A 22,214-nucleotide genomic window follows, 5' to 3' on the forward strand; every position below is an offset into this window, starting at 1 on the left:
CGACGGGATATACGCCGGATCAGGTCAAACTGCAAGAGGCAGATCCCCTAGCGCTCACTCTGCTATCTACTGGTCTATCAGAGGCGCCACCACCGCTCGGTAATACGCCCATCATCCAACGCCGAGCGACGGCCAATAGTGCGGGGCATGCCAACATCCATGCGGGCCGCCAACGCCATGTCGGTAGCCGAAGGATGATAATGGAAACTACCACGCGTCACCAAACCATCGGGAGCCGGCAGTGCGGCAACATCAACATACCCATCACGCAGCGCCTCAGCGCGAACCGCAGCATCGGGAATCACAATCAACTCAACCGTATCAACCCAACCCGCCTGACCGGTTTTGTAGTGGTTCGACACCCGGGTTGCCCGGAAATCGCGCCCAGCGCGGGCACGTTCAACCCGATAACAACCCGTACCATTCGCCATCGCAAGATCAACCTTGGCCTCCCCCTTTGCACAGATGGCAAAACGGCCGTCGGCAAGAAGATATGGCAAATGTGGGTTCGAAGATCCAAGCGAAATCCTGATACTATTCAGGGTACGCACGTCAATCTGTGCCGAATACATGTCCCTAAAACCGCTATCACTGAGGCTCGCTACGACGTCCTCTGCACTCAGCGGCTGTCGACTATGGAACGACACATCAGAGCGTAAATCAAACTGCCAAATTCGCGCATCCGGACTGCTGCTCCAATTGCTTGCAAGCTCAGACCGCAGCAATCCATCCGCGCCAATCTCGGTCAGGGTATCGAACACCGCTCCGCGAGCAACCTGCTCCATCAACCTGCCGTCCCGCGGAACAGCTAGGCGTAGGATGCCACCAACCCGAGGTGTGTCCGCAAGCGCGGTCCCCGTTGCAGCCAATAATGCAGCGGCAGCACCAGAAGTGAACAGCGCACGCCTGTCGATCCGTGTCATGTCAACTGCTCCTCAGCAATCTGGTCCATAGCGCGCACCAGTTCTGCACTGATTCCCGGCTCTGAAAGAGCATGCCCGGCATTGCGTACCATCTTCAACTCTGCATTTGGCCACAGCTCTTTCAGCCGCCACGCAGAGGCAGGCGGACAAATCATGTCATATCGACCCTGCACGATGACGCCAGGAATGTGAGAGATGCGACCCATATTGGCAAAAATCTGCCCGTCGTAGTCCAGGAAGCCTCCATTGATGAAATAGTGGTTTTCCAACCGGGCAAAGGCACGGGCATAGTCTCCCGGGCTTTCGCCCGATGTGCCATTGGAGTGGATAGATGCCAGTGCGTTTTCCCATGCCGACCAGGCCCGGCCGAACCGGATCTCTTCTGCCGTATCTCCAGAAAACAGCCGTCGATTATAGGCAGTGATGAGATCGCTACGCTCGCCATCCGGAATCAATGAAACAAAACGCGACCATGTTTCAGGCCAGAACCGACCAGCGCCACCTCCGTAGAACCAATCTAGTTCGGACTTTGTCATTAAGAACACGCCGCGCAGGATAAGCTGGCGAACCCGTTCGGGATGTGCCTGTGCGTAGATCAACGACAGGGTCGCGCCCCAGCTGCCGCCAAACACCATCCACTGCGACACCCCAAGCAAGCGGCGAATAATCTCCATATCCGAAACCAAATGCCAGGTCGTGTTATCCTCACAGGATGCATGCGGCCGTGAGCGTCCACAACCGCGCTGGTCAAACAATACAATGCGGTAGTATTCGGGGTCGAAATACCGCCGCATAGCCGGGCTGCTCCCGCCACCCGGCCCTCCATGGCAGACAACGACAGGGACGCCTTCCGGATTGCCGCTCTGTTCCACATAAATATGATGATCCTGCCCTACATCGACCATCCGCTGATCAAAGGGTTCGATGGGCGGGTACAAATACTGCACTGCGCGCTTTTGATACGGGTATTTGTCCATTACTGACCTAACTTAGTCCTGAATGATAAAAGAACACACGGAGACAGGAATGCAAGCGCCTCAATCCACGGTAGACCCGTCAGAGATCGCAAAATTTGAGGCCATGGCCGCCGAATGGTGGGATCCGGCTGGTAAGTTCAAGCCTCTACACATGCTGAACCCCTGTCGTCTGGACTATATTACCCAACAGATAGCAGGTGAGTTTGGACGCAATTTGTCGGAGGAGGCACCGTTTTCCGGACTTCGAATCCTTGATATCGGCTGCGGCGGCGGGTTGCTGAGTGAGCCTATGGCACGCTTGGGAGCCAGTGTTGTCGGCGCGGATGCAGCAGCAGGCAATATTCCCGTGGCGCAGGTCCATGCAGATCAATCCGGTCTGTCCATTGACTATCGCCACACCACCGCTGAGGCGCTGGCGGAGGCTGGCGAGCAGTTCGACGTGGTTTTGAACATGGAAGTGGTCGAACATGTCGCTGATCCGCTCAGCTACCTAACAGCTACGCAGCACCTGTTGAAACCCGGCGGACTGCAGATCTGCTCAACGATCAATCGCAATCCCAAGAGCTACGCGATGGCGATCTTTGGCGCCGAGGTGGTTATGCGGTGGCTCCCACGTGGCACGCATGAATGGTCAAAATTCATTACGCCGGATGAATTGTTTGATCTGTTATCCAACGCCGGACTAGCACCTGTTGATCGCAAGGGATTCGTTTTCAATCCTGTACTTTGGACCTGGTCACTTTCAGATCGTGATCTGAGCGTAAATTACGTCACAGCAAGCACAAAACCCCGCTGAATTCAGCCAAAAACCATCCTATCCTATACTTAAGGATAGGCAATCATCCTTCTGCGTTGTTGGGTCAATTTAAGGCTCATGGTATTTCTGCTCTCAGGGTCAACTTGTACTGACCTGTCACCGAGTGAATGCACAGAGGCCCTTGTTCCGGGCAGCCCTGTCGTTAAGCCTACCACTCACGGACCAGCCTGACGGGGGGCACCAAGGACGTCTGTTCGCAGGCGTCCTTTTCCGTTGGCCAAAGGCTGAATGTGACCAAAACGATACGTCGTCATTCAATCTTGGCTGCCAAGTTTGATGCGAAATTCTCGTAGAATCGGCAGCGCCGATTTAACCCGATCGCCGCCCAACTCCTCTACCACTTCTGAAATCATCGGTACGATGCTTGCAAGGGCCGCGTCGCGCGCCTGTCGCCCAGCTGGGCTAATCGCAACCATTTTGCGCCGCGCATCATCCCAATCGGGGCGGATATGCACATATCCCGCCGCTTCCAGTTTGCTCAACGTGTTGGTCATTGCTCCACGGGTCACGTGAAACGCCTTGGCCAATTGCGCTGGAGATCGTTCAACGCCCGTGCGTGCCAGATGGTTCAAAACTGAAAAATGTGACAACTCCATCCCTTTGGGCAGCACTTGTCCCAGCCGGGTCCGCGCCAACTGATCTGCCATCAGAATTTCGCTGAATAGCGAAACTGCAAGGGAATTAGTGTCGTCCATTAGGGTCCGTCAAACTCTCTATCATGAGACAGGGAAGGAACCTGCCTGCGCGCTTTTGACACTTTTTCACGGTCGAGATCAACGAAAGTGATCCCGACATCCGTTCCACCATCGGCCAAAACCTCACCCCAAGGCGATACGACCAGAGAATGACCATAGGTCCGACGTGATTTACCCTTGCTGGTCGGATGAGTGCCCGTCTGCGCTGGAGCCAACACATAGCAGCCGGTTTCGATCGCCCGCGCCTGCAGCAATGCATGCCAATGCGCAGCGCCCGTTACATGCGAGAAGGCAGCTGGTGCGATTAAGATCTCTGCACCGGCTTTTGCCAGACGCCTGTGCAAATAGGGAAAGCGCAGATCGTAGCAGATTGTCAGGCCCAACATTGCAAAGGGTGTCTTTGCCACAACCGCTTGAGTACCGGGACGATAGCCATCCGATTCCCGGTATGTTTCCTCTGGCGTCACATCCACATCAAACATGTGGATCTTGTCGTAACGCGCCACGATCTCACCAGAGGGAGCGATCAGAAACTGGCGGTTGGCAAATCGCCCGTCTACGTCACTGGTCTTGAGTGCCAGTGATCCAAGAGACAGCCATATATCGTGTTGCTGTGCCGTCTCACGCAATGCCGCCAGTGTTGCGTCATCAGCCTCGTGTTTCAGAACGGATTGCTGGTGGCTGCGACTGCTGGACAAACAATTCGTCACCTCCGGTGTCAGAACAAACCCCGCCCCACCGACAACGGCATCAGCAATCATGCCCTGTACCATCGCCAAGTTATCTGCAGGCTGATCGCTGGACGTCAATTGAAGCATTGCCGCGCGCATTATGTATCCTCCAGCTATGACGTAACTGATAGCATGCGCGACCTTAGCCTGCCAAAAGCGAATCCAGCTTACTGGAGCGATCCAGAGCATACAGTTCGTCGCAGCCACCGACATGCGTTTCACCGACAAAAATCTGCGGTACCGTACGCCCGCCGTTAGCACGCTCAATCATCTCAGCCTTGCGCTGAGGATTTGCCAAGACGTCGATTTCATCGAATGCCACACCCTTTTGCGTCAGTAGGCGTTTGGCTGCATGGCAAAACCCGCAGAGCGGTGATGTGTAGATTTCGACCGGTTTCATTCAGGTCTCCGTTTGGATGTGTCAGTTGGCTTGGCCCTGAACTTGGGCAGTCCATCGGAAAATTGCCAGCCCCGGCGCGTTCAGATCACGTGTGCGTGACCCTTGCAAGCACTGCCACACGTACTGCCTTGGCACCAGCGTCTAGGCAAGCCTCACTACCGGCGCTTAATGTGGCACCGCTGGTCATTACATCATCAATCAGTAAAATTGTACGGCCCCTTAGCCGTTCAATATGTTTCGGATGCGCGCTGATCGACTGTGCCAATGTTGCGTATCGCTCTCGACGGCTTTGCCCCTCCAGTGATGGTGTTCTCAGGGTGCGGCGCAGCAGGTCAGGGCAATAGTCCAACCCTTCACTACGAGCTACTTCCCGCGCCAAAAGGTCGGATTGATTGTATCTGCGTCGCAGAAAACGCGACCAATGCAGCGGCACTGGTGCGAGCAGCGGTTCATCCGTCAGCAAATCCGCAGCCGCCCGTCCCAACCAATTGGCCGCCGGCCTGGCGATCTCCGTTCGATCTCCATGCTTCAAAGCTAGAATCAGACGTCGGGCGGTACCTTCATAGATCAGCGCAGCTCGCCCCTTCTGCCATGGGCGCGGGTGATCAATGCAATCGTCACATTCAATACGAAACCCGTCGTCCTCACCAATCAACGGCATACCACAACTGTCGCAACAGGTCCCGCTCACAAAGGCCGTGTCACGCCAACATGTACCACAGAGGCCAAAATCACTTTCGACCCAATCTCCGCAAGCCAGACAGCGTGGCGGGTAGATCAGGGAAACAGCCGTTTGTATCCGCGCCTTCAACATCCTAAATAGCCCTTATGACCCAAGCCACGACGCCCCGCCCGCAGCTTTTTGACCGCAGTGCCATTGCGGCCCATCGCAAACGCCTCAAATCCCACGCATTGTTTCTGCATGACATCGCCCGAGATGAAATTGAGGATCGACTGTCGATGGTTAACAAGGTCTTTACCCGGCCCGCGCTTGTTGCGCCTTTTGCGGAAGGCTGGGAGACTTGCCTGCCTGAAGCCAAACATGTCGCGGATGACGAGACACTGGATCTGGCAGTCGGCGCACATGATCTGGTTGTTCACGCCATGTCGCTGCATTGGGCTAATGATCCCGTTGGACAGCTGATCCAGTGCCGCCGCGCGCTAACCGAAGATGGGCTATTGCTGGTATTAATGCTGGGCGGTCAGACCCTGCACGAGTTGCGCAGCGCATTGGCCACCGCCGAAACTCAGCTCAGTGGTGGGTTATCCCCTCGTGTTGCACCGATGGGGGAAGTTCGCGACCTCGGCGCGTTGTTGCAGCGCGCCGGGTTTGCATTGCCGGTAGCCGACGTCGTGCCCCTGATGGCGAAATACCGCGACCTTCCACATCTGATGCAAGAACTGCGCGGTATGGGCGAAACCAACGCAATGACCCAAAGGCAAAAGTTCGCGACACCGCGCTCTCTGTTTATGGAGACCGAAGGGATCTATCGTGCAACCTACGCAACAGAGGACGGTCTTCTGCCTGCTACTTTTGAACTGATCTGCCTTACAGGGTGGTCCCCATCCGAAAGCCAACAAAAACCGCTACGCCCCGGGTCAGCAACAGCCCGGTTGGCGGATGCGCTGAAAGTGCCGGAAACACCATTACCAAAGTAGACAGCCTTGATCATAGGGCTAGCCTATAGCTCTGGTGGAATGATCCAATTGGCTATTTCCACCGTATCTTCATATTGCTAACGCGGACGACTTGTCTGCTAACCGATTACCGCACAGGACACCGATAGATGCTGGACGCCAATGCCCCCGCCACCTGCCCTGCTCACGCACCCGCAGATCACCCAAAGATCGCCCCGGCGAAAGTCGGCGTTCTGCTGGCGAACCTCGGCACCCCAGATGATTATAGCTACTGGCCTATGCGCCGTTATCTGAGTGAGTTCCTGTCCGACAAGCGGGTCATCGATTATCCCGCATGGAAATGGCAACCGCTGCTGCAATTGATCATTCTTGCGAAACGGCCGTTCACGTCTGGCGCCGCCTATAAATCCATCTGGAACCACGAACAGGGCGAAAGCCCCTTGATGACGATCTCCAAAGACCAGACAGCAGCCATGTCAAAGGCCTTGCAAACGCGATATGGCGCGAAGGTTATGGTTGATTTCTGTATGCGCTACGGCAACCCATCGACCAAATCCAAAGTCCGCGAGATGATTGCGGCCGGTTGCCAGAAAATCCTGTTTGTACCTCTTTATCCGCAATATGCCGCTGCGACGTCCGCGACCGCAAATGACCAGTTCTTTCGTGCCCTGATGGATGAAACATGGCAGCCCGCTGCGCGAACCGTTGCCCCATATTTCGACGACCCGGCTTATATTGACGCGTTGGCCCAGTCGGTTGAAAAATCTTATGCTGCAGCTGATAAAAAACCCGATATCTTGGTGGTTTCCTACCACGGTATGCCCAAGCGATATCTAATGCAGGGTGATCCCTACCATTGCCATTGTCAGAAAACCACGCGCCTGCTGAAGGAGCGGTTGGGTTGGGCTGACACGGAAATCACAACCACCTTTCAATCCGTTTTTGGCCCCGAAGAATGGTTGAAACCCTACACAGTGGATCATGTCGCCACCCTTGCCAAAGAGGGCAAGAAAAACATCGCGGTCATCGCCCCGGCGTTCTCGGCCGACTGTATTGAAACGTTGGAAGAGATCAACGAAGAGATCCGCGAGAGCTTTGAACATGCAGGCGGCGAGGAGTTCCTCTACATCCCCTGTCTGAACGATGGTGCGGAACATATCGACGCGTTGTCTGGTGTGATCGAACGCAATTTGAAAGGGTGGCTGGACTAACTGCCCTACGCCGGTCCAAATAGCTCAAATGCCCCGGCCAACGGGGCTTAAGACGTTTGAACAGGGGCATTCCATGACCGCATTTCACTGGGCCAACGCCCTTCATGACCATTGGGGCATCTCCGCGGAGCTGACTAAGCTGGACGGCGAATACGATCTGAACTTTCGTGCAGCCTCAGTTGATGGGCAGGGTTATATACTGAAGGCCATGCGCCCGGGCTGCGCCTCCGATCTTGTGGATATGCAGATTGCTGCGCTGGCGCATATTAGACAGACCAACCCAAACTTGCCGTTTCCCCGTGTTGTTCCGGCAGCAAAAGGCGGTTTCTGCCTGACCCTTCCAGACGAGACTGGAGCGCAGCGGCTGGTTTGGCTTCAGACCCTGCTGCCGGGTCAGTGTTATGCCAAGTCCGCACCAAAATCACCTGATCTTATCCGCCAGATCGGCAAAACACTTGCAGGTACAACCCGCGCCTTGGAAAACTTTGAACACCCAAGCCTTGAACGTGGTTTCAAATGGGATCTGATGGCCGCATCGTGGATCGCGAGCGAAGTAAGCTGTATCGTCGACATCAAACGTCAGGCATTGATTTCAGAGATTTGCGCCAACTTTGAGGCGTTAAAACCGCAGTTAGCGTCACTGCCAAAGCAGGCGATTCATAACGATGCAAACGACTATAACATCTTGGTCACCGGAAGCCTTTGCGAACCACGCGCGATTAGCGGGCTGATTGATCTTGGTGACATGTGCGTGGCACCAAGGATCTGTGATCTGGCCATTGCCGCGGCCTATGTTGTACTAGACCACCCGAAGCCTCAAAGCGCCCTATCAGCGCTGGTGGCTGGCTATCATTCTACCAATCTACTGACGACAGAGGAACTCGATCTTCTCTGGCCTCTATTGTGCATGCGATTGGCCGTTAGCGTCGTGAATTCCACACTCGTCGCCAAAGACAATTCTGATGATCCTTATGTGACCATTTCTCAGGCTCCTGCATGGCGTTTTCTTGAGCAGCCAAACGAGCATCCTTCCCTTATTTCAGCGCGCCTGCGGGCGGCTTGCGATCTACCTGTCGTGGATGGTGCAGGCAGTATTTTGTCATATTTAGAGACACATAATGGCGGTTTTGCTCCCTTGATGGGCCGCCATCTTACGGATCTTCCGATGGGATCTCTTTCTGTCGAAAACTCAACGTGGCCACAGAACCCGTTTGACATGCCACTGGCGGAAGCGGCTGAGGTCGGTTCTGAATTTGCCGGCGAAGATGGCTCGGATTGGTGGCTCGGATACTATAATGAACCCCGTTTGATCTATACTGCAAACGCGTTCAGAAAAGGACACCACAAGGCCAGCGATCGTCGCACGGTACATCTGGCAGTGGACGTCTTTGCACCGGCAGCGCAATCGCTACATGCGCCACTAGATGGCGAAGTCGTTGTGGTAGAAGATCGGGCCAACCATCTAGACTACGGCGGTGTAATCATCCTGAAGCACCACACAGATACTGGAGAAGATTTCTATACGCTCTATGGGCACCTTGATCCGGAGTGCTGCACACGTCTTGCGATTGGCGACAAGGTCGAAAAAGGTGCGCCATTCTGCCAACTGGGCTCCCCAGATCAAAACGGGGGGTGGGCCCCACATGTGCATTTTCAGCTTTCTCTGTCGACAAAGGGAATCGAAAGCGATTGGCCCGGTGTCGCAGATCCCGATGATCTGGTTCTTTGGAATGCACTCTGCCCGAACCCTGCCCCGCTGCTAAACCTTCCGAACGCCAAAGTGCGATATAAACCGACCGAAAAATCCACTATTCTGGACGGGCGGCGCAACCATTTTGGCAGAAACCTTAGCCTAACATACAGTGATCCAGTTATGTTGATGCGCGGCTGGAAACACCATCTATTCGATGAATGGGCGCGCCCGTATCTCGATGCATACAATAACGTGCCTCACGTAGGACATGCCCATCCGCGTATCCAGGCCGTCGCTGCAGATCAGCTGAAACGAATGAACTCTAACACTCGCTATCTGCACCCTGCACAGACGTCATTCGCCGAAAAGATCCTGTCAAAAATGCCGGATCATCTGGATGTCTGCTTCTTCGTCAATTCAGGAACCGAAGCAAATGAACTGGCTCTTCGCCTTGCTCGTGCACATACCGGCGCGAAGGGAATGGTATCGCCTGACCATGGCTATCACGGCAACACCACAGGTGTGATCGACATCTCTGCCTACAAGTTCAACGCCAAGGGCGGCGTAGGTCCATCTGATTGGGTCGAGTTGGTCGAGGCTGCGGATGACTATCGTGGCAGCTATCGCCGTAGTGATCCGGATCGAGCACAGAAATTCGCCGATCTAGTTGATCCGGCCATCACAAAACTGCGCGACAAAGGCCATGGAATAGCTGGTTTCATCGCCGAAACATTTCCTTCTGTAGGCGGGCAAATCATCCCACCCAAGGGCTACCTCCCCGCTGTGTATGAGAAAATTCGCGCAGCCGGCGGTATCTGTATCGCCGATGAGGTTCAAACCGGCCTTGGTCGGCTCGGCGAATACTACTTTGGCTTTGAACATCAGGGAGCTACGCCGGATATCGTCGTCCTGGGCAAACCCATTGGCAATGGTCACCCACTTGGAGTCTTGGTCACAACACGCGCTATCGCTGACAGTTTTGCACAGGGGCCCGAATTCTTTTCAACCTTTGGTGGCTCAACCCTGTCATGCCGGATCGGAACCGAGGTCCTGACAATCGTCGATGATGAAGGGCTGCAAGAAAACGCCCGCATTCGCGGATCAGAGCTGATGATCGGCTTACAAGAACTACAGTCACGGCATCAGCCTATCGGAGATGTCCGTGGAATGGGTCTGTTCATCGGCGTTGAACTTATCCGCACTGACGATTCAGAGGCGACCGAGGTTTGCGCCTATGTCAAAAATCGGATGCGCGATCATAGAATCCTGATCGGTAGCGAAGGTCCGATGGACAACATCCTGAAAATCCGTCCGCCACTTACCATTGATGCGGAAGGGATCGAGGTAATTTTAAAGACATTGGACAGCATACTATCAGAGGTTCAGATATCCTGATCCAGCATGGCTAAAATGATGTGGATAGCTGAAAATCGATAAAAAAAGGCGGTGGAAAACCACCGCCTTTCTTAACTTTCTGACACAAGCAATTAGTTGCTTGCGACAGCTGCGCCAACCAGAACCAGCAGCAGCAGCGGCAGAAGGATGCCGCTGGAGGAGCTTTCGGTTTGCTCAACAATAACCGGTGCCTCAACAATCGGCTCAGCCAGGTTGCCCGCGGAAGCGGTCGAAGCGGCAGCAGTCAGAGCAGCAGCGATAACGAGTTTTTTCATGTTAACCTCCAAAAATATGCGCAGTTCAGTCCACCTGAACCACGCGCCCAAGACTTACCTCGTGATATTTTTCTAATCAGCAAAATCCCAGCATTGCAATTGCTTGTTGCATGATTCGACCTTTGGAATGGGTCGATGTCGTCAAATAAGCAACACTTGAGTGCCCACTTTCGTAAGCCCAAACAGCTGCGAAATATGCTCATTATAAAGGCCAATACAGCCGTTTGACGACTTGCGGCCGATCTTGCGCGTATCGTGGGTTCCATGGATTCGGTAATACTTCCAGCTGAGATACAATGCGTGCGTTCCAAGCGGATTGTCCGGACCTGGCGGAATGTAGGCAGGCCATTCGGGATTGCGTTTCAGCATATTCGGAGTTGGCGCCCACCCTGGACCGTCAACTTTGCGGATGATCTTTGTCCGTCCGCGGCGCGTTAAATCGTCCGAGAGCGGTACAGACGAGGGAAACAGCTTGTAGACGCTTTCATCTTCGGACCAGAAATGAAGCGCACGGCTATCGATATCCACCAAAACTGCGCCATTGCGCAGACTGTCAAAATAGGGACGCCAGTTTTTAGACCGAAAGGCGGAGATATTCCGCTGGACCGGCGGTTCTGGTTCGGGGGCCGGGCGCAGAGGGTCAGCTACCTCAAGGCCGGCGTCCTGTGCCCAGGCTGTGCTCGCGATACCGCTTCCGGCCAAAGAGGCGCCAACAGAAACAGAACCGGCAAGAAATCGCCGTCTTGAGAAGGGATCAGAAGGGTTACGGGTCATGACTTTTCCAAACTGCGGAGATATGCATTCTTTGTTACATATCTTATGGCGCGAATGCCTCAGTCGCAAATCAAACAATCCTACACTGCTCAATTCATCGCCGACACGTTTGCGCCTATGCCACAGCCAAGGTATTGGAGCAGCTAGTCAAAGAAACAAGGTTTAGTATGACACGTGTATTTCTGATCCTAGTCGCCAGCCTGATGACTCTTGTCGCGGCATGCGCTCCTGCTCCAGATGGCAGCACAGGCGGCAGCGTATATCGGATTCGTAACGCTGACAAAGTTCAACTGCGGATGCTCGACTCGGTCAATGCTCTTCGTGAAGCGGCCGGCAAACCGACAGTACAATTGAACCCACAGCTTACTGCCGCAGCAGCCACGCATTCACGTGACATGTCGGTCCAGAACCGTCCCTGGCATTTCGGCTCAGACGGCTCATCTCCTCTAGATCGTGTGGCGCGCTCAGGTTTCACTGGCACTCTGATCGGTGAAACAATCTCGGAAACCTATGAAAGCGAGTTGCAGACGCTGACGGCCTGGATGGAAGAGTCCGCAACGCGGTCGGTTGTGATGGATGCAAAGGCACGCACAATGGGCTTTTCTTGGTTCCAAGAATCAAATGGTAAGATCTGGTGGACGCTGGTGATGGGTAGCTGATTCCATCCACTAAGTACTCACTCAAATAAAAAGGCCCGATCTACCATGTGGAGATCGGGCCTTTTTATATGTCTAGTGAACCCTCTGCAGGTCAATCGACGAAATGATCAGGGGCGTAATGAGATCAGTGTGCCGTCGCGCACCATCGAATAAATCTCTTCGATCTCGTCATTGCTGACGGCAATACAGCCAGCTGTCCAATCGTCTACACGCGCCGCACGTTTGCGCGCTTTGGTGTTGTTTGGCTGGCCATGAATGAAAATCTCTCCGCCTGGGCTTTTACCCATTGCGGCCGCTTTTGCCCGGTCCTGCGCGTTAGGATATGAGATCCCAATCGACAAGTGATAGCGACTGTTGGGGTTGCGCCTGTCGATCAGATAGTTGCCTTCCGGCGTCTTTCCATCACCCTCGATCGTCTTGTGCCCAAGTGGCGCAAAACCCAACTCCATCTCGTATTCGCGCAGTATATCTTCGTTGTGGAGTAGATAAACCTTCCGCGCACCTTTGTTGACTACGACCGAGGTTACCTCGGGTCCGTTATAACTGCGGAATTTACTGGGGCCGGAGCTGCAACCCGCCAACCCAAGGGTCGCCGCGGCGCCCAATCCGAATGTACGTCTGTCCATTATTTTAGGTCTCTGCCTGATTTGCCTCAATTTTCAACTACTATCTTAGCTGGAAAAATCAAAATCACTTCTTCTCATGTGGCGGCTGCAGGGTTGCTAGATGCTGCTCAATTGCCTCAAGACGAGCAAGAACCAGATCTCTATACGCATCAGTTCGCTCTCCCTCTTCCTCGCTGTGGGCATCTTGCATTGAATTCACAATCAGGCCGACCAGAAGGTTCACCACCGCAAAGGTGGTCACCATGATAAACGGCACAAAGAACGCCCATGCGTAGGGGTATATCTCCATCACTGGTCGAACGATTCCCATCGACCAGCTTTCCAATGTCATGATTTGGAACAGCGAATAAGCGCTCAACGCGAGGCTGCCAAACCATTCGGGAAAGCTCTCAGCGAACAGTTTTGTCGCGATGACCGAGCCGATATAGAAGATGATTGCCATCAGTAGGAACACCGAACCCATGCCGGGCAGTGCGGTAATAAAGCCTTCGACAACCCGGCGCAGGCGTGGCGCGACTGAAATAACCCTGAGCACGCGCAAAATCCGCAATGCCCGCAGCACAGACATACCCTGAGCACCAGGCATAAACGCGATACTGACAATCACAAAATCGAAGATATTCCATCCGCGCAGAAAGAACCGTTGCCGCTGAACCCAAAGCTTGGCCAGAAGTTCAACGACAAAAATCGCCAGGCAAAGCTGATCAATAAACAGGACGACAGGCCCAACGCGGGACATAATGAGGTCAGACGTCTCCATCCCCAAGGTGACTGCATTGACCAGAATCACCGCTGTAATGAAATTGCCAAAACGATCACTCGAGAGGAGAGCCGCTAGCCGTTGGTTCATGGTTTGAATTGTGCTCGTGCTCACCAGTTTTACCCCACGTAGGAAAAGCTTGCCGCCAGCTCGGTATGTGATGACCAGCGGAATTGATCGACGACCTGTACCCAATCCAAACGATAACCGCCATCCGTCAGGATCTTAGCATCGCGGGCAAAGGTGACAGGATTGCAGGATACATAGGCTACCCGCTTAGTACGGGCCGCAACCAACTGCGTGGCTTGTGCTTCTGCACCTGCACGCGGCGGGTCAATGACAGCTGCGTTAAACTCTGTGCCAAAGGGGTTGAGATCCTCAGCCAACAAAGGGTTGCGAAACAGATCACGGGTTTCGGTGGTGACCTTCTTCAACCCCTTTGCCTGACGCCAACCAACATCGAGGGCTTGCAACATCGCGCCATCACCTTCGACCGCATGTACTTCAGCATTCTGAGCAAGTGGCAGACTGAAGGTGCCGCAACCGGCAAAAAGATCAACAACACGCTTTGCGCCAATCACGCACTCTTCTACCGCCGCAAGAAGCACTGCTTCGCCATCTCGCGTCGCCTGAAGAAAAGCGCCCGGAGGCGGGCAAACATGCGCCGGACCAAAAGGTTGGGTCGGTTGTTGTTCCATACCGATCAACTCATCTTCCCAAGTCAGACGCGCAATGTGATGGGCATCAACAACCTGTGCCAACGCGATACGCAGCGGACCATCCAATGGCTTCCCATTGGTCACCAGCACATCAACTCCCGCTTCGGACAGGGTGACAGTAACCGACAATGGTGCCTTACGACTGGCACCAGCCACCGCCAACGCTTCGGCCATCGGCACCGCAGCCACCAATTCTGATGCCAGCAATTGGCAATCTGGTATTTCCGTAATCACTCCAGATGCGCGACCATGAAACCCAGCCATTGCCCCCTTTTTGGTGCGGCGTACCGATAGAGTGGCACGACGACGCGACCGTGGTGGCGATGTATGAATCGGGCGAAATGTGGTCTCAAGCCCCTGCGCAGCCAACGCGTTACGCACGATGCCTATCTTCCAATCCGCGACAAATGGATCCGCAGCATGTTGCAGCTGACAGCCACCGCATGACTTATAGTGCCGACAAGGACCCTGCACGCGAACCTCCGACGGGTTTTCGATACGGATATCTGTAAGCTGATGCCCGTCACGGATGCCGCTTACGGTTTCGCCTGGCAAAGTTCGCGGCGCAAAAAGCGGCCCGTCGGCTACACCATCTCCTTGATGTCCAAGACGTATGATTGTGGCTGTAGTTCTAGCTGCATGTGTCATAGCCGCTCCATACCCTGCGACCGGCGCGGGCAAAAGAAAAATGCGCAGCTCTGCATAAATGCAGAGGCTGCGACAGTTTCATACGGGCTTACTCTGCCGCATCCTGTGGCGACAAAGTGGTCACCATGGCCTCATGATCGTCAATCTCGGTACGTATGAACCCGCCGGATTGTCGCGACCAGAATTGAGCATACAAGCCGCCCTGATCCAGCAAGGACTCATGTGTGCCAACCTCGGCGATCCGTCCCTGATCCATGACTATAATCCGATCCATTTCGCTTAGCGTCGACAAACGGTGCGCGATAGCCAGTACTGTCTTGCCATGCATCACACGTTCAAGCGCTGACTGGATCGCGGCCTCAACTTCGGAATCCAGAGCCGAGGTCGCCTCATCGAGGATCAGGATGGGTGCGTCCTTCAGGATCGCACGCGCGAGCGCGATGCGCTGACGCTGACCACCGGATAGCTTCACCCCGCGTTCACCCAGATGGGCATCATATCCTGTACGGCCCTGCCCATCCTCCAGATCCTGAATAAACTCATGCGCTTCCGCTTTTTGCGCGGCGGCGATCAACTCAAGCTCGCTGGCACCCGGCCGTCCATACAGGATATTGTCACGTGCTGAACGATTGAACATCGCAGTTTCCTGCGTAACCATGCCAATCTGGCTGCGCAGCGAACTCTGCGTAACGCTGGAAATATCCATGCCGTCAATCAAGATGTCGCCCTTTTCCCCATCATAGAGCCGTAGCAGGAGAGAAACGAGCGTCGATTTGCCTGCCCCGGACGCACCGACGATCCCCAGTTTTTCACCGGATTCGATCGTCAGTGATATATCCTGAATACCGCCGACATCGCGCCCGTAGGCAAATCCAACATTGCAGAGTTCAATCTGTCCAGCAGAGACCTTCAGCTCTTCGGCAGAGGGATGGTCCTCAACCCTGTCCCGGCGGGTCAGAGTTTTAATTCCGTTCTCGATTTCTCCGATGTTTGAATAAATCGCCATCAGCGTAAAGCTGACCCAGCCGGTCATCTGCGCAAGACGGACCGACACCGCACCCGCAGCGACGATATCACCCTCACTTGCCAACCCATCACGCCAAAGAAGCAAAGTTGCCCCGATCATCATCACAGGTAGAACACCTGCAAGCGTCATCAGACAAAACCGAAAAGTCGCCGATAAGTACCCAAAATGAAGCGCCTTTACGCGGAAATCGGCCATCGAACTTTGCGCTGTTTGCTCCTCTAAATCGCCATGGGCAAACAGCTTTACCGTTTTGATGTTGGTGATTGTATCAACCACTTGGCCCGACACCATTGCCCTCGCTCCCGCGCGCGCAGCTGAGCGCTTTCGAACACGTGGCAGGAACCAGCGGATAGTTGCAAAATATCCGGCAAGCCACACCATGAACAGAACCGTAATGCGCCAATCAATCGCCCCCAAGAGTGCAAGCGTCCCAAGGAGCGACGCCAAAGCAAAGGCGACGACATTGATCACCTCAGCCGCAACGGAGGTCACAGCACTTGCGGTCTGCATCTGCTTTTGCGCAATACGACCGGCAAAATCATCATCGAAAAATCGCACCGATTGGCCCATTGTCCAACGGTTCAGCCGCGACAGTACCAGTGGATTCACATTAGGTTGAACGATGATGGCGTTAGAAGCAGCCGACAGGCCAAAAAGGATGGGCCGAAGCAAAAGGAAAAACCCTAGTGCAACGGCGATGATAACGACATTCCCAGCGGAAAAGAACGCGCCCGGCCCACTAGAAATCGCAGTATCGATCACCGAGCCGAGAATATATGCCGTACCGGCCTCCATCCCGCCAGCTAACGCCGAAAACAACGCCGCTGCCGTCAGCATTGGCCAGGCTCCGGACAAACACCACCGAAGAAACCCCCCAAGCTGACCTGGTGGAGGGCCTTCGGCCGGTTGAAATGCGTCGATCAGATTGCCGAGTTTCATTCTGCTGCCTCAATATTCAGGAAGCCGCCAGATTGCCGCGCCCAGAATTGGGCATATAGGCCCTTGGACCGCAAAAGCACGTCATGAGTGCCTTCCTCTACAATCCGTCCATCATCCAGCACCAGGATCCGATCCATTTGGGCAATTGTGGAGAGCCGGTGCGCGATAGCGATCACCGTTTTGCCCTGCATCATGCCATAAAGCGTTTGTTGAATTTCCGCCTCTACTTCGGAATCGAGTGCCGAGGTCGCCTCGTCCAGAACTAGGATCGGTGCGTCTTTCAGGATAACCCGCGCCAGAGTAACCCGCTGACGCTGCCCGCCGGAAAGTTTCACGCCACGTTCGCCAACATGGGCGTCGTAGCCCCTGCGACCCTTCGGATCTTCCAGATCGAGGATGAAATCATGGGCACAGGCCTTTTTTGCGGCCTCAATCATGTCAGCCTCACTGGCATCTGGCCGACCATAGAGAAGGTTATCGCGCACCGACCGGTGCAACAGCGAACTGTCCTGCTGCACCATTCCGATCCGTGCACGCAGGCTGTCCTGCGCGACAGAGCGAATATCCTGCCCGTCGATCAGAATCTGACCACTCTCAGAATCGTAGAAACGCAATAAGAGTTTTACCAGCGTCGACTTCCCAGCACCCGAGCGGCCAATTAGGCCAATTTTTTCACCTGGGCGAACAGTTAGGCTGATTTTATCCAGACCGCCTGAGCCACGCCCGTAGTGATGCGACAGTTCTCGCAATTCTAGCTGACCATCGCGCAGATCAAGTGGCTTTGCATCGTCAACATCCACCAAATCAATAGGCTGGGCGATCGTTTCCATGCCCTCTGCCACGACCCCCAACTGGCGGAAGAACGTGGTCAGAGCCCACATAATCCATCCGGTCATTGCATTCAGCCGCAATGTCAGCGCAGTCGCAGCGGCGACCGCGCCAACCGAGGCCAATCCCTGCATCCACAATAGGATCGCCCACCCAACGACCCCGACAATCAACAGCCCATTTAGGGTCACCAATGCAGCGTCCATAATCGTATAGAGCCGCATTTCCGCTTGAAACGTTTTACGAGTCCCCTCAATCGCCTCTTTGGCATAGGTCAGTTCGGTGTCGTGATGCGCAAACATTTTGACCGAGTGGATATTGGAATAACTGTCCACGACCCGCCCCGTCACAGTCGACCGGGCATCAGATGCTGCCTGACTTGCAGGTCCGACACGGCGTACGGTCCAGCGGATCAAAACCGTATACAGCGCAAACCAAATCAACATAGGAATCATCAGCCGCACGTCAGCCAGCCAGAGCAACACCACCGCCCCAACCAGATAAGCAAGTGCAAAGGTGATTGCGTCAAAGACCTGAAACACCACCTCGCCGGCGGCCGGCGGGGTCTGCATGATGCGATTGGCGATCCGTCCGGCAAAGTCATTTTCGAACCAACCGACCGATTGCCGCAACACATGCTTGTGCGACCGCCAGCGGATCAAACTGCCAAAGTTCGGGAGAATTGCATTATTCAGCAACAGAACGTCAAACAACTGCAGCAGCGGGCGGATTGTCAGGATAAACACCGCTACCAAAATCAGTTCGGTGCCATGGCTCTGCCAAACGACCGCCGGATCTCCGGACAACAGATCAACCACCCGCCCCATGTAGTGGATGAGGCCAATTTCCACAGCAGCTACAACGACGGACATTAGGGCCGTAGCCGCAAAGACCTTTTTAAAGGGTTGCGAGTAGTCTTTTAGGAAAGGCCACAGTCGCCGGGGCGGTGTGTTGGTTTCCGGATAGTCACAATAGGGGTCGATAAGGTTTTCGAAAAAACGAAACATACGGTCGCTCCAAAATTGAGCATTAGGAATTGTCATGCGAATAGAGGCCATCGCCGTGGCCCCTCCGACAAATGTCGGACAGGTCAGGCGTTAATCGTGCCAGATCCCGTGATACATGCGTATTCCTCCCGTCATATGGTAGTCCCCTAGGGGTAGAAAAAAAAATCGAGTCTGTCACCCCCTTTGACGTGGTTTGTTTAGAAAGCTAAAAATCACTTCAGGCGGTTCAGCAAGTCGTCGCGCCCAAGGGTAAACCCCGACGCGATCCACTCAGCCTTTAAAGATCTCAGCGCCGCACCCAATGCCGCCCCTTGCAAACGCGGCATAAGATCACGGGCGGAGACGGGAAAAGACGCTGCGACTCCAGCGTCAATTTCAGTCTTTAAATCTGCTGAAATGGGTGTTTCGAGAAAGGCCGATCTTAGTAAGGCGATACTGCGCGCAGTTGCAGCACCATGTTGATATGCCATTGCAGCGGGCCCTACCGTTCCGCTTGCCTCATCGCGAAGCAGCTGCACCTGCATGGTCTGCGCCTTGCTCAATCGCAGAGCCTCTCCTACGGACAGACCGCCCAGCGCCGCGAGACGACGGATGGGATCTGCCGCAACCTCGCCTTCCAAGTGAAGCAATGGCGCCAACGCACGATCATCACTGCCCGGTAGGATTCTTGACAGCATACCAATCTGACGCATGACAGCGATGGAAGCTGCTGGATCAGGAGCCAATAGCAGCTTCAGGAACTCACTTCCGACTCGCTCTCGCGACAGATGGTCAAGGCCATCGAGATTTGCAGCTATGGCAGACAACGCAACTGGATCAAATCCCCCGTCGGGATTTCCATACCAAGCATGAAACCTAAAATACCGTAGTGAACGCAGGTAGTCCTCGCGGATACGGTTTCCGGCGGTACCGATGAAACGAACCAACCTCGCGTGTAAATCTGACAACCCACCTAACGGATCGACCAACTCGCCATCCGGGCGAACATACAGCGCATTCATTGTGAAATCACGCCGCGCCGCGTCTTCCTCAATCGTCTCAGAAAACGCCACCACTGCACGACGACCATCCGTCGCCACGTCCCGTCGAAATGTGGTTATTTCGTAGGGGGTGCCTCTATAGACCAACGTCACCGTACCGTGGTCGATACCTGTAGGAATGGCTTTGATCCCTGCACTTTCAGCTAGGGTAATAACACGCTGCGGCAACACATTGATTGACAGATCAAGATCAGAGACCGGGACGCCCAGCAGAGTATTGCGAACACATCCGCCTACAAAATAGATCTCGGCTCCGCCCCTGGTCAGGACATCGCAAACATGCTGCACATCTTGATCTTGCAGCCATGGCGCTTCAATCCGGGTCGTCATATCTGCATCTGCTCGGCAAGGCCACGCAGCATTCGTGCTGTCGCACCCCAGATGTAATAGGGGCCATAAGGCACTGTGAAATAGTGTCGCCTAACGCCGCGCCAACGGCGAGATTGAATTTGATAGTTCGACGGGTCGCAGAGATGCGTAAGTGGAACGCTGAAAACTTCGGCAACCTCTCCAGCTTCGGCCATTATATCGAAAGGATGATCGATCAAGGCCACCACCGGCGTCACAACAAAACCCGTCACCGTCTCATGGACAGGTAGCTTTCCGACGATCTGGGGCACATCGTGTGGCAAGCCGATTTCCTCCCAGGCTTCGCGAAGGGCCGCATCGGTAACACTCGCATCTTCCGGATCTTGCTTACCGCCAGCAAAAGAAATCTGACCCGGATGATGCTTCAGTGCGGATGAACGTTTGGTCAGAATGACACGCGGATCACCTTCTACAGTAGTGATTGCAACCAAAACACCCGCTGGTCGCAATTTGCGATCAGCGGGAAGGACAACGTCTGGGTTCAGGTCAAAATCAGAAGACCTGTCTCTCTCCACCGCCAGTGCAGAGGTAAGTTTTGTCAACAAATCAGGCACTATCGCCCTTTTCTGCATTGGTTTTAGCTGCCTCAAACCCAAGCGTTGCCGGATCAAGATCGTAGTGAGCGCCGCAGAACTGACAATCAGCAGTTACACGACCTTCAACGGTGGTCATCGTGGCAATGTCTTTGGCTGAGTAAATCGACAGGCTTTGGCGCACGCGCTCCGCGGAGCAGGTACACCCAAATTTGACCTGCTGTGCATCAAAAACACGCGGTTGTTCCTCGTGAAACAATCGCAATAGCAGATCGGTCGGCGTCACAGTCGGGCCAATCAGCTCCATATCTTCAACGGTTGCTAGCAGGTGCATCACGCGATTCCAGTTTTCACCTTCTTCACCGCTGACAAGATCCTCAGCCGCAAGCATCTCACCAGAGCCTTCACCCTCGGCAACGAAAGGCGAGGCCTTCGGCATTTGCTGAAGCATGATACCACCTGCGCGCCAATGCTCTGGCACCCCTGGCTCTACTGAGCGGCCAAAGCTGAGCGAAAAGCGTGTCGGCAATTGTTCGGACTGGGCAAAATAGGCTTGCGCACACTCCGCCAGGCTTTCACCTACGAGCGATGTGATGCCCTGATATGGCTTCGTCCCCTCGCCTTGGTCGACGAGAATGGCAAAATACCCCTCGCCCACCTGATCAAAAGGCGCACCATCGGTAAGTCGGGTTTCATCATAGCTAGCATAGGCACGAATGCGGGCAGGCTCTCCGTCTACCTTGGGCGCGTAGTAATCAGTCGCGATCATGCGCACCGCGCCTTTGGACTGAACCTGCAACGACAGCTTCCATCGCAATTTCATGGTCTGGCCAATTAATGCCGTCAATAGCGCCATTTCAGCCACAAGCGCCTCGACAATAGACGGGTAGTTGTGTTGCTTCAAAATACCTTCCAACACTCCATCCAACCGCGCGACGCGGCCGCGCATGTCCGATACATCAAGCTGGAAGGGCAGGACGGTATCGTCCCACGCGATTTTCGATACGAGTGTCATGGGGTTTCCTTACGCGCCGTGGATTGGCATATCGGCCCTATATAGGGTTTACATCATCAGAGTGAAGAGGTCAGCGCCATGATCAGACGATTTGGCAATACCCCAGATAAATCACAGAAATACCGGCGAAGGCCCGGTGTCTACGCGCTCTTACCACGAAATGGCAAGCTACTTGTAACCTGCCAGCGCGAACCGGGCCCGGAGATTCAACTTCCCGGTGGTGGAATAGACCCCGGAGAATCGCCTCTTCCTGCCTTGTATCGTGAAGTTATGGAAGAAACAGGCTGGACGATCTCGCAACCGCAAAAACTGGGTGCTTTCCGCCGATTTGTCTACATGCCGGAATACGACCTTTGGGCTGAAAAATTATGCCATATTTACATCGCACGCCCAGCGCGCCGTATCTGTGCACCGACTGAGCAAATGCACGATGCCCTATGGGTAGCTGCAGACGTCGCGTGCGAGGTACTGGGCAATGCTGGTGATCGCCATTTCGCAAGGCTATTCGCTTGATA

Annotated in this window: 22 protein-coding genes; 6 read left to right on the forward strand and 16 right to left on the reverse strand. The window is 54.5% G+C overall.

Going from position 1 to position 22,214, the window contains the following annotated elements; genetic code table 11:
* Positions 1 to 77: 77 nt before the first annotated feature.
* Together ACEWZM_RS09625 and pip are read right to left on the reverse strand one after the other, a co-directional pair.
* On the reverse strand, positions 78 to 923 hold the full coding sequence (locus tag ACEWZM_RS09625) for an ABC transporter substrate-binding protein (RefSeq protein ID WP_414006220.1): 846 nt from the start codon (positions 921 to 923) through the stop codon (positions 78 to 80).
* The gene (gene pip / locus ACEWZM_RS09630) at positions 920 to 1,900 is read right to left on the reverse strand and encodes a prolyl aminopeptidase (protein WP_414006221.1); all 981 of its coding nucleotides are present in this window, start codon (positions 1,898 to 1,900) and stop codon (positions 920 to 922) included. Before pip ends, ACEWZM_RS09625 begins: the two co-directional genes overlap by 4 nt.
* A gap of 49 nt (positions 1,901 to 1,949) precedes the next feature.
* On the opposite strand from pip, the gene ubiG reads away from it, so the two are divergent.
* The gene (gene ubiG, locus ACEWZM_RS09635) at positions 1,950 to 2,696 is read left to right on the forward strand and encodes a bifunctional 2-polyprenyl-6-hydroxyphenol methylase/3-demethylubiquinol 3-O-methyltransferase UbiG (RefSeq protein WP_414006222.1); all 747 of its coding nucleotides are present in this window, start codon (positions 1,950 to 1,952) and stop codon (positions 2,694 to 2,696) included.
* A gap of 275 nt (positions 2,697 to 2,971) precedes the next feature.
* Here ubiG and ACEWZM_RS09640 read toward each other — a convergent pair whose 3' ends face one another.
* From ACEWZM_RS09640 to ACEWZM_RS09655, 4 genes are all read right to left on the reverse strand, one after another.
* The gene (locus tag ACEWZM_RS09640; RefSeq protein ID WP_414006223.1) at positions 2,972 to 3,412 is read right to left on the reverse strand and encodes a MarR family winged helix-turn-helix transcriptional regulator; all 441 of its coding nucleotides are present in this window, start codon (positions 3,410 to 3,412) and stop codon (positions 2,972 to 2,974) included.
* On the reverse strand, positions 3,412 to 4,242 hold the full coding sequence (locus ACEWZM_RS09645) for a carbon-nitrogen hydrolase family protein (RefSeq protein WP_414006224.1): 831 nt from the start codon (positions 4,240 to 4,242) through the stop codon (positions 3,412 to 3,414). Before ACEWZM_RS09645 ends, ACEWZM_RS09640 begins: the two co-directional genes overlap by 1 nt.
* 43 nt (positions 4,243 to 4,285) lie before the next feature.
* On the reverse strand, positions 4,286 to 4,543 hold the full coding sequence (gene grxC, locus ACEWZM_RS09650) for a glutaredoxin 3 (RefSeq protein WP_414006225.1): 258 nt from the start codon (positions 4,541 to 4,543) through the stop codon (positions 4,286 to 4,288).
* Between the two features lie 85 nt (positions 4,544 to 4,628).
* A complete protein-coding gene (locus ACEWZM_RS09655; RefSeq protein ID WP_414006226.1) occupies positions 4,629 to 5,357 on the reverse strand; it encodes a ComF family protein in 729 nt (242 codons plus the stop codon).
* A gap of 14 nt (positions 5,358 to 5,371) precedes the next feature.
* Here ACEWZM_RS09655 and ACEWZM_RS09660 point away from each other — a divergent pair, with 14 nt between their 5' ends.
* The 3 genes from ACEWZM_RS09660 (at position 5,372) to ACEWZM_RS09670 (ending at position 10,480) form a co-directional block, all read left to right on the forward strand.
* A complete protein-coding gene (locus tag ACEWZM_RS09660; RefSeq protein WP_414006227.1) occupies positions 5,372 to 6,202 on the forward strand; it encodes a methyltransferase domain-containing protein in 831 nt (276 codons plus the stop codon).
* Between the two features lie 128 nt (positions 6,203 to 6,330).
* Complete coding sequence (hemH, locus tag ACEWZM_RS09665) at positions 6,331 to 7,392, forward strand: ferrochelatase (protein WP_414006228.1); 1,062 nt, start codon at positions 6,331 to 6,333, stop codon at positions 7,390 to 7,392.
* Between the two features lie 73 nt (positions 7,393 to 7,465).
* On the forward strand, positions 7,466 to 10,480 hold the full coding sequence (locus tag ACEWZM_RS09670) for an aminotransferase class III-fold pyridoxal phosphate-dependent enzyme (RefSeq protein WP_414006229.1): 3,015 nt from the start codon (positions 7,466 to 7,468) through the stop codon (positions 10,478 to 10,480).
* A gap of 92 nt (positions 10,481 to 10,572) precedes the next feature.
* Here ACEWZM_RS09670 and ACEWZM_RS09675 read toward each other — a convergent pair whose 3' ends face one another.
* Together ACEWZM_RS09675 and ACEWZM_RS09680 are read right to left on the reverse strand one after the other, a co-directional pair.
* Entirely contained in the window at positions 10,573 to 10,755 is a 183-nt protein-coding gene (locus tag ACEWZM_RS09675; RefSeq protein WP_340547150.1) for a hypothetical protein, read from the reverse strand.
* Positions 10,756 to 10,896: 141 nt separating this feature from the next.
* Entirely contained in the window at positions 10,897 to 11,529 is a 633-nt protein-coding gene (locus tag ACEWZM_RS09680; RefSeq protein ID WP_414006230.1) for a L,D-transpeptidase, read from the reverse strand.
* A gap of 167 nt (positions 11,530 to 11,696) precedes the next feature.
* Here ACEWZM_RS09680 and dalA point away from each other — a divergent pair, with 167 nt between their 5' ends.
* Complete coding sequence (gene dalA / locus ACEWZM_RS09685) at positions 11,697 to 12,188, forward strand: divisome-associated lipoprotein DalA (protein WP_414006231.1); 492 nt, start codon at positions 11,697 to 11,699, stop codon at positions 12,186 to 12,188.
* 107 nt (positions 12,189 to 12,295) lie between these two features.
* Here dalA and ACEWZM_RS09690 read toward each other — a convergent pair whose 3' ends face one another.
* The 8 genes from ACEWZM_RS09690 to hslO form a co-directional block, all read right to left on the reverse strand.
* A complete protein-coding gene (locus tag ACEWZM_RS09690; RefSeq protein ID WP_414006232.1) occupies positions 12,296 to 12,814 on the reverse strand; it encodes a L,D-transpeptidase family protein in 519 nt (172 codons plus the stop codon).
* 64 nt (positions 12,815 to 12,878) lie between these two features.
* Complete coding sequence (locus ACEWZM_RS09695) at positions 12,879 to 13,664, reverse strand: ion transporter (RefSeq protein ID WP_414007994.1); 786 nt, start codon at positions 13,662 to 13,664, stop codon at positions 12,879 to 12,881.
* Positions 13,665 to 13,693: 29 nt separating this feature from the next.
* A complete protein-coding gene (locus tag ACEWZM_RS09700) occupies positions 13,694 to 14,941 on the reverse strand; it encodes a class I SAM-dependent RNA methyltransferase (protein WP_414006233.1) in 1,248 nt (415 codons plus the stop codon).
* An 88-nt stretch (positions 14,942 to 15,029) separates the two neighbouring features.
* Entirely contained in the window at positions 15,030 to 16,907 is a 1,878-nt protein-coding gene (locus tag ACEWZM_RS09705) for an ABC transporter ATP-binding protein (protein WP_414006234.1), read from the reverse strand.
* Positions 16,904 to 18,742: an ABC transporter ATP-binding protein gene (locus ACEWZM_RS09710; RefSeq protein WP_414006235.1), complete on the reverse strand. Its 1,839-nt coding sequence runs from the start codon at positions 18,740 to 18,742 to the stop codon at positions 16,904 to 16,906. The genes ACEWZM_RS09705 and ACEWZM_RS09710 overlap by 4 nt, the downstream gene beginning before the upstream one ends.
* Positions 18,743 to 18,954: 212 nt before the next feature.
* On the reverse strand, positions 18,955 to 20,112 hold the full coding sequence (locus ACEWZM_RS09715; protein WP_414006236.1) for a CCA tRNA nucleotidyltransferase: 1,158 nt from the start codon (positions 20,110 to 20,112) through the stop codon (positions 18,955 to 18,957).
* The gene (locus ACEWZM_RS09720) at positions 20,109 to 20,705 is read right to left on the reverse strand and encodes a CoA pyrophosphatase (protein WP_414006237.1); all 597 of its coding nucleotides are present in this window, start codon (positions 20,703 to 20,705) and stop codon (positions 20,109 to 20,111) included. The genes ACEWZM_RS09715 and ACEWZM_RS09720 overlap by 4 nt, the downstream gene beginning before the upstream one ends.
* A complete protein-coding gene (gene hslO / locus ACEWZM_RS09725) occupies positions 20,698 to 21,699 on the reverse strand; it encodes an Hsp33 family molecular chaperone HslO (protein WP_414006238.1) in 1,002 nt (333 codons plus the stop codon). Before hslO ends, ACEWZM_RS09720 begins: the two co-directional genes overlap by 8 nt.
* 78 nt (positions 21,700 to 21,777) lie before the next feature.
* Here hslO and ACEWZM_RS09730 point away from each other — a divergent pair, with 78 nt between their 5' ends.
* Positions 21,778 to 22,212, forward strand: coding sequence for an NUDIX hydrolase (locus ACEWZM_RS09730; RefSeq protein WP_414006239.1), 435 nt, complete (start codon positions 21,778 to 21,780; stop codon positions 22,210 to 22,212).
* Positions 22,213 to 22,214: the final 2 nt, after the last annotated feature.

Source organism: Phaeobacter cretensis (assembly GCF_047372505.1).
In the GTDB taxonomy this organism is placed as follows: Bacteria; Pseudomonadota; Alphaproteobacteria; order Rhodobacterales; family Rhodobacteraceae; genus Phaeobacter; species Phaeobacter cretensis.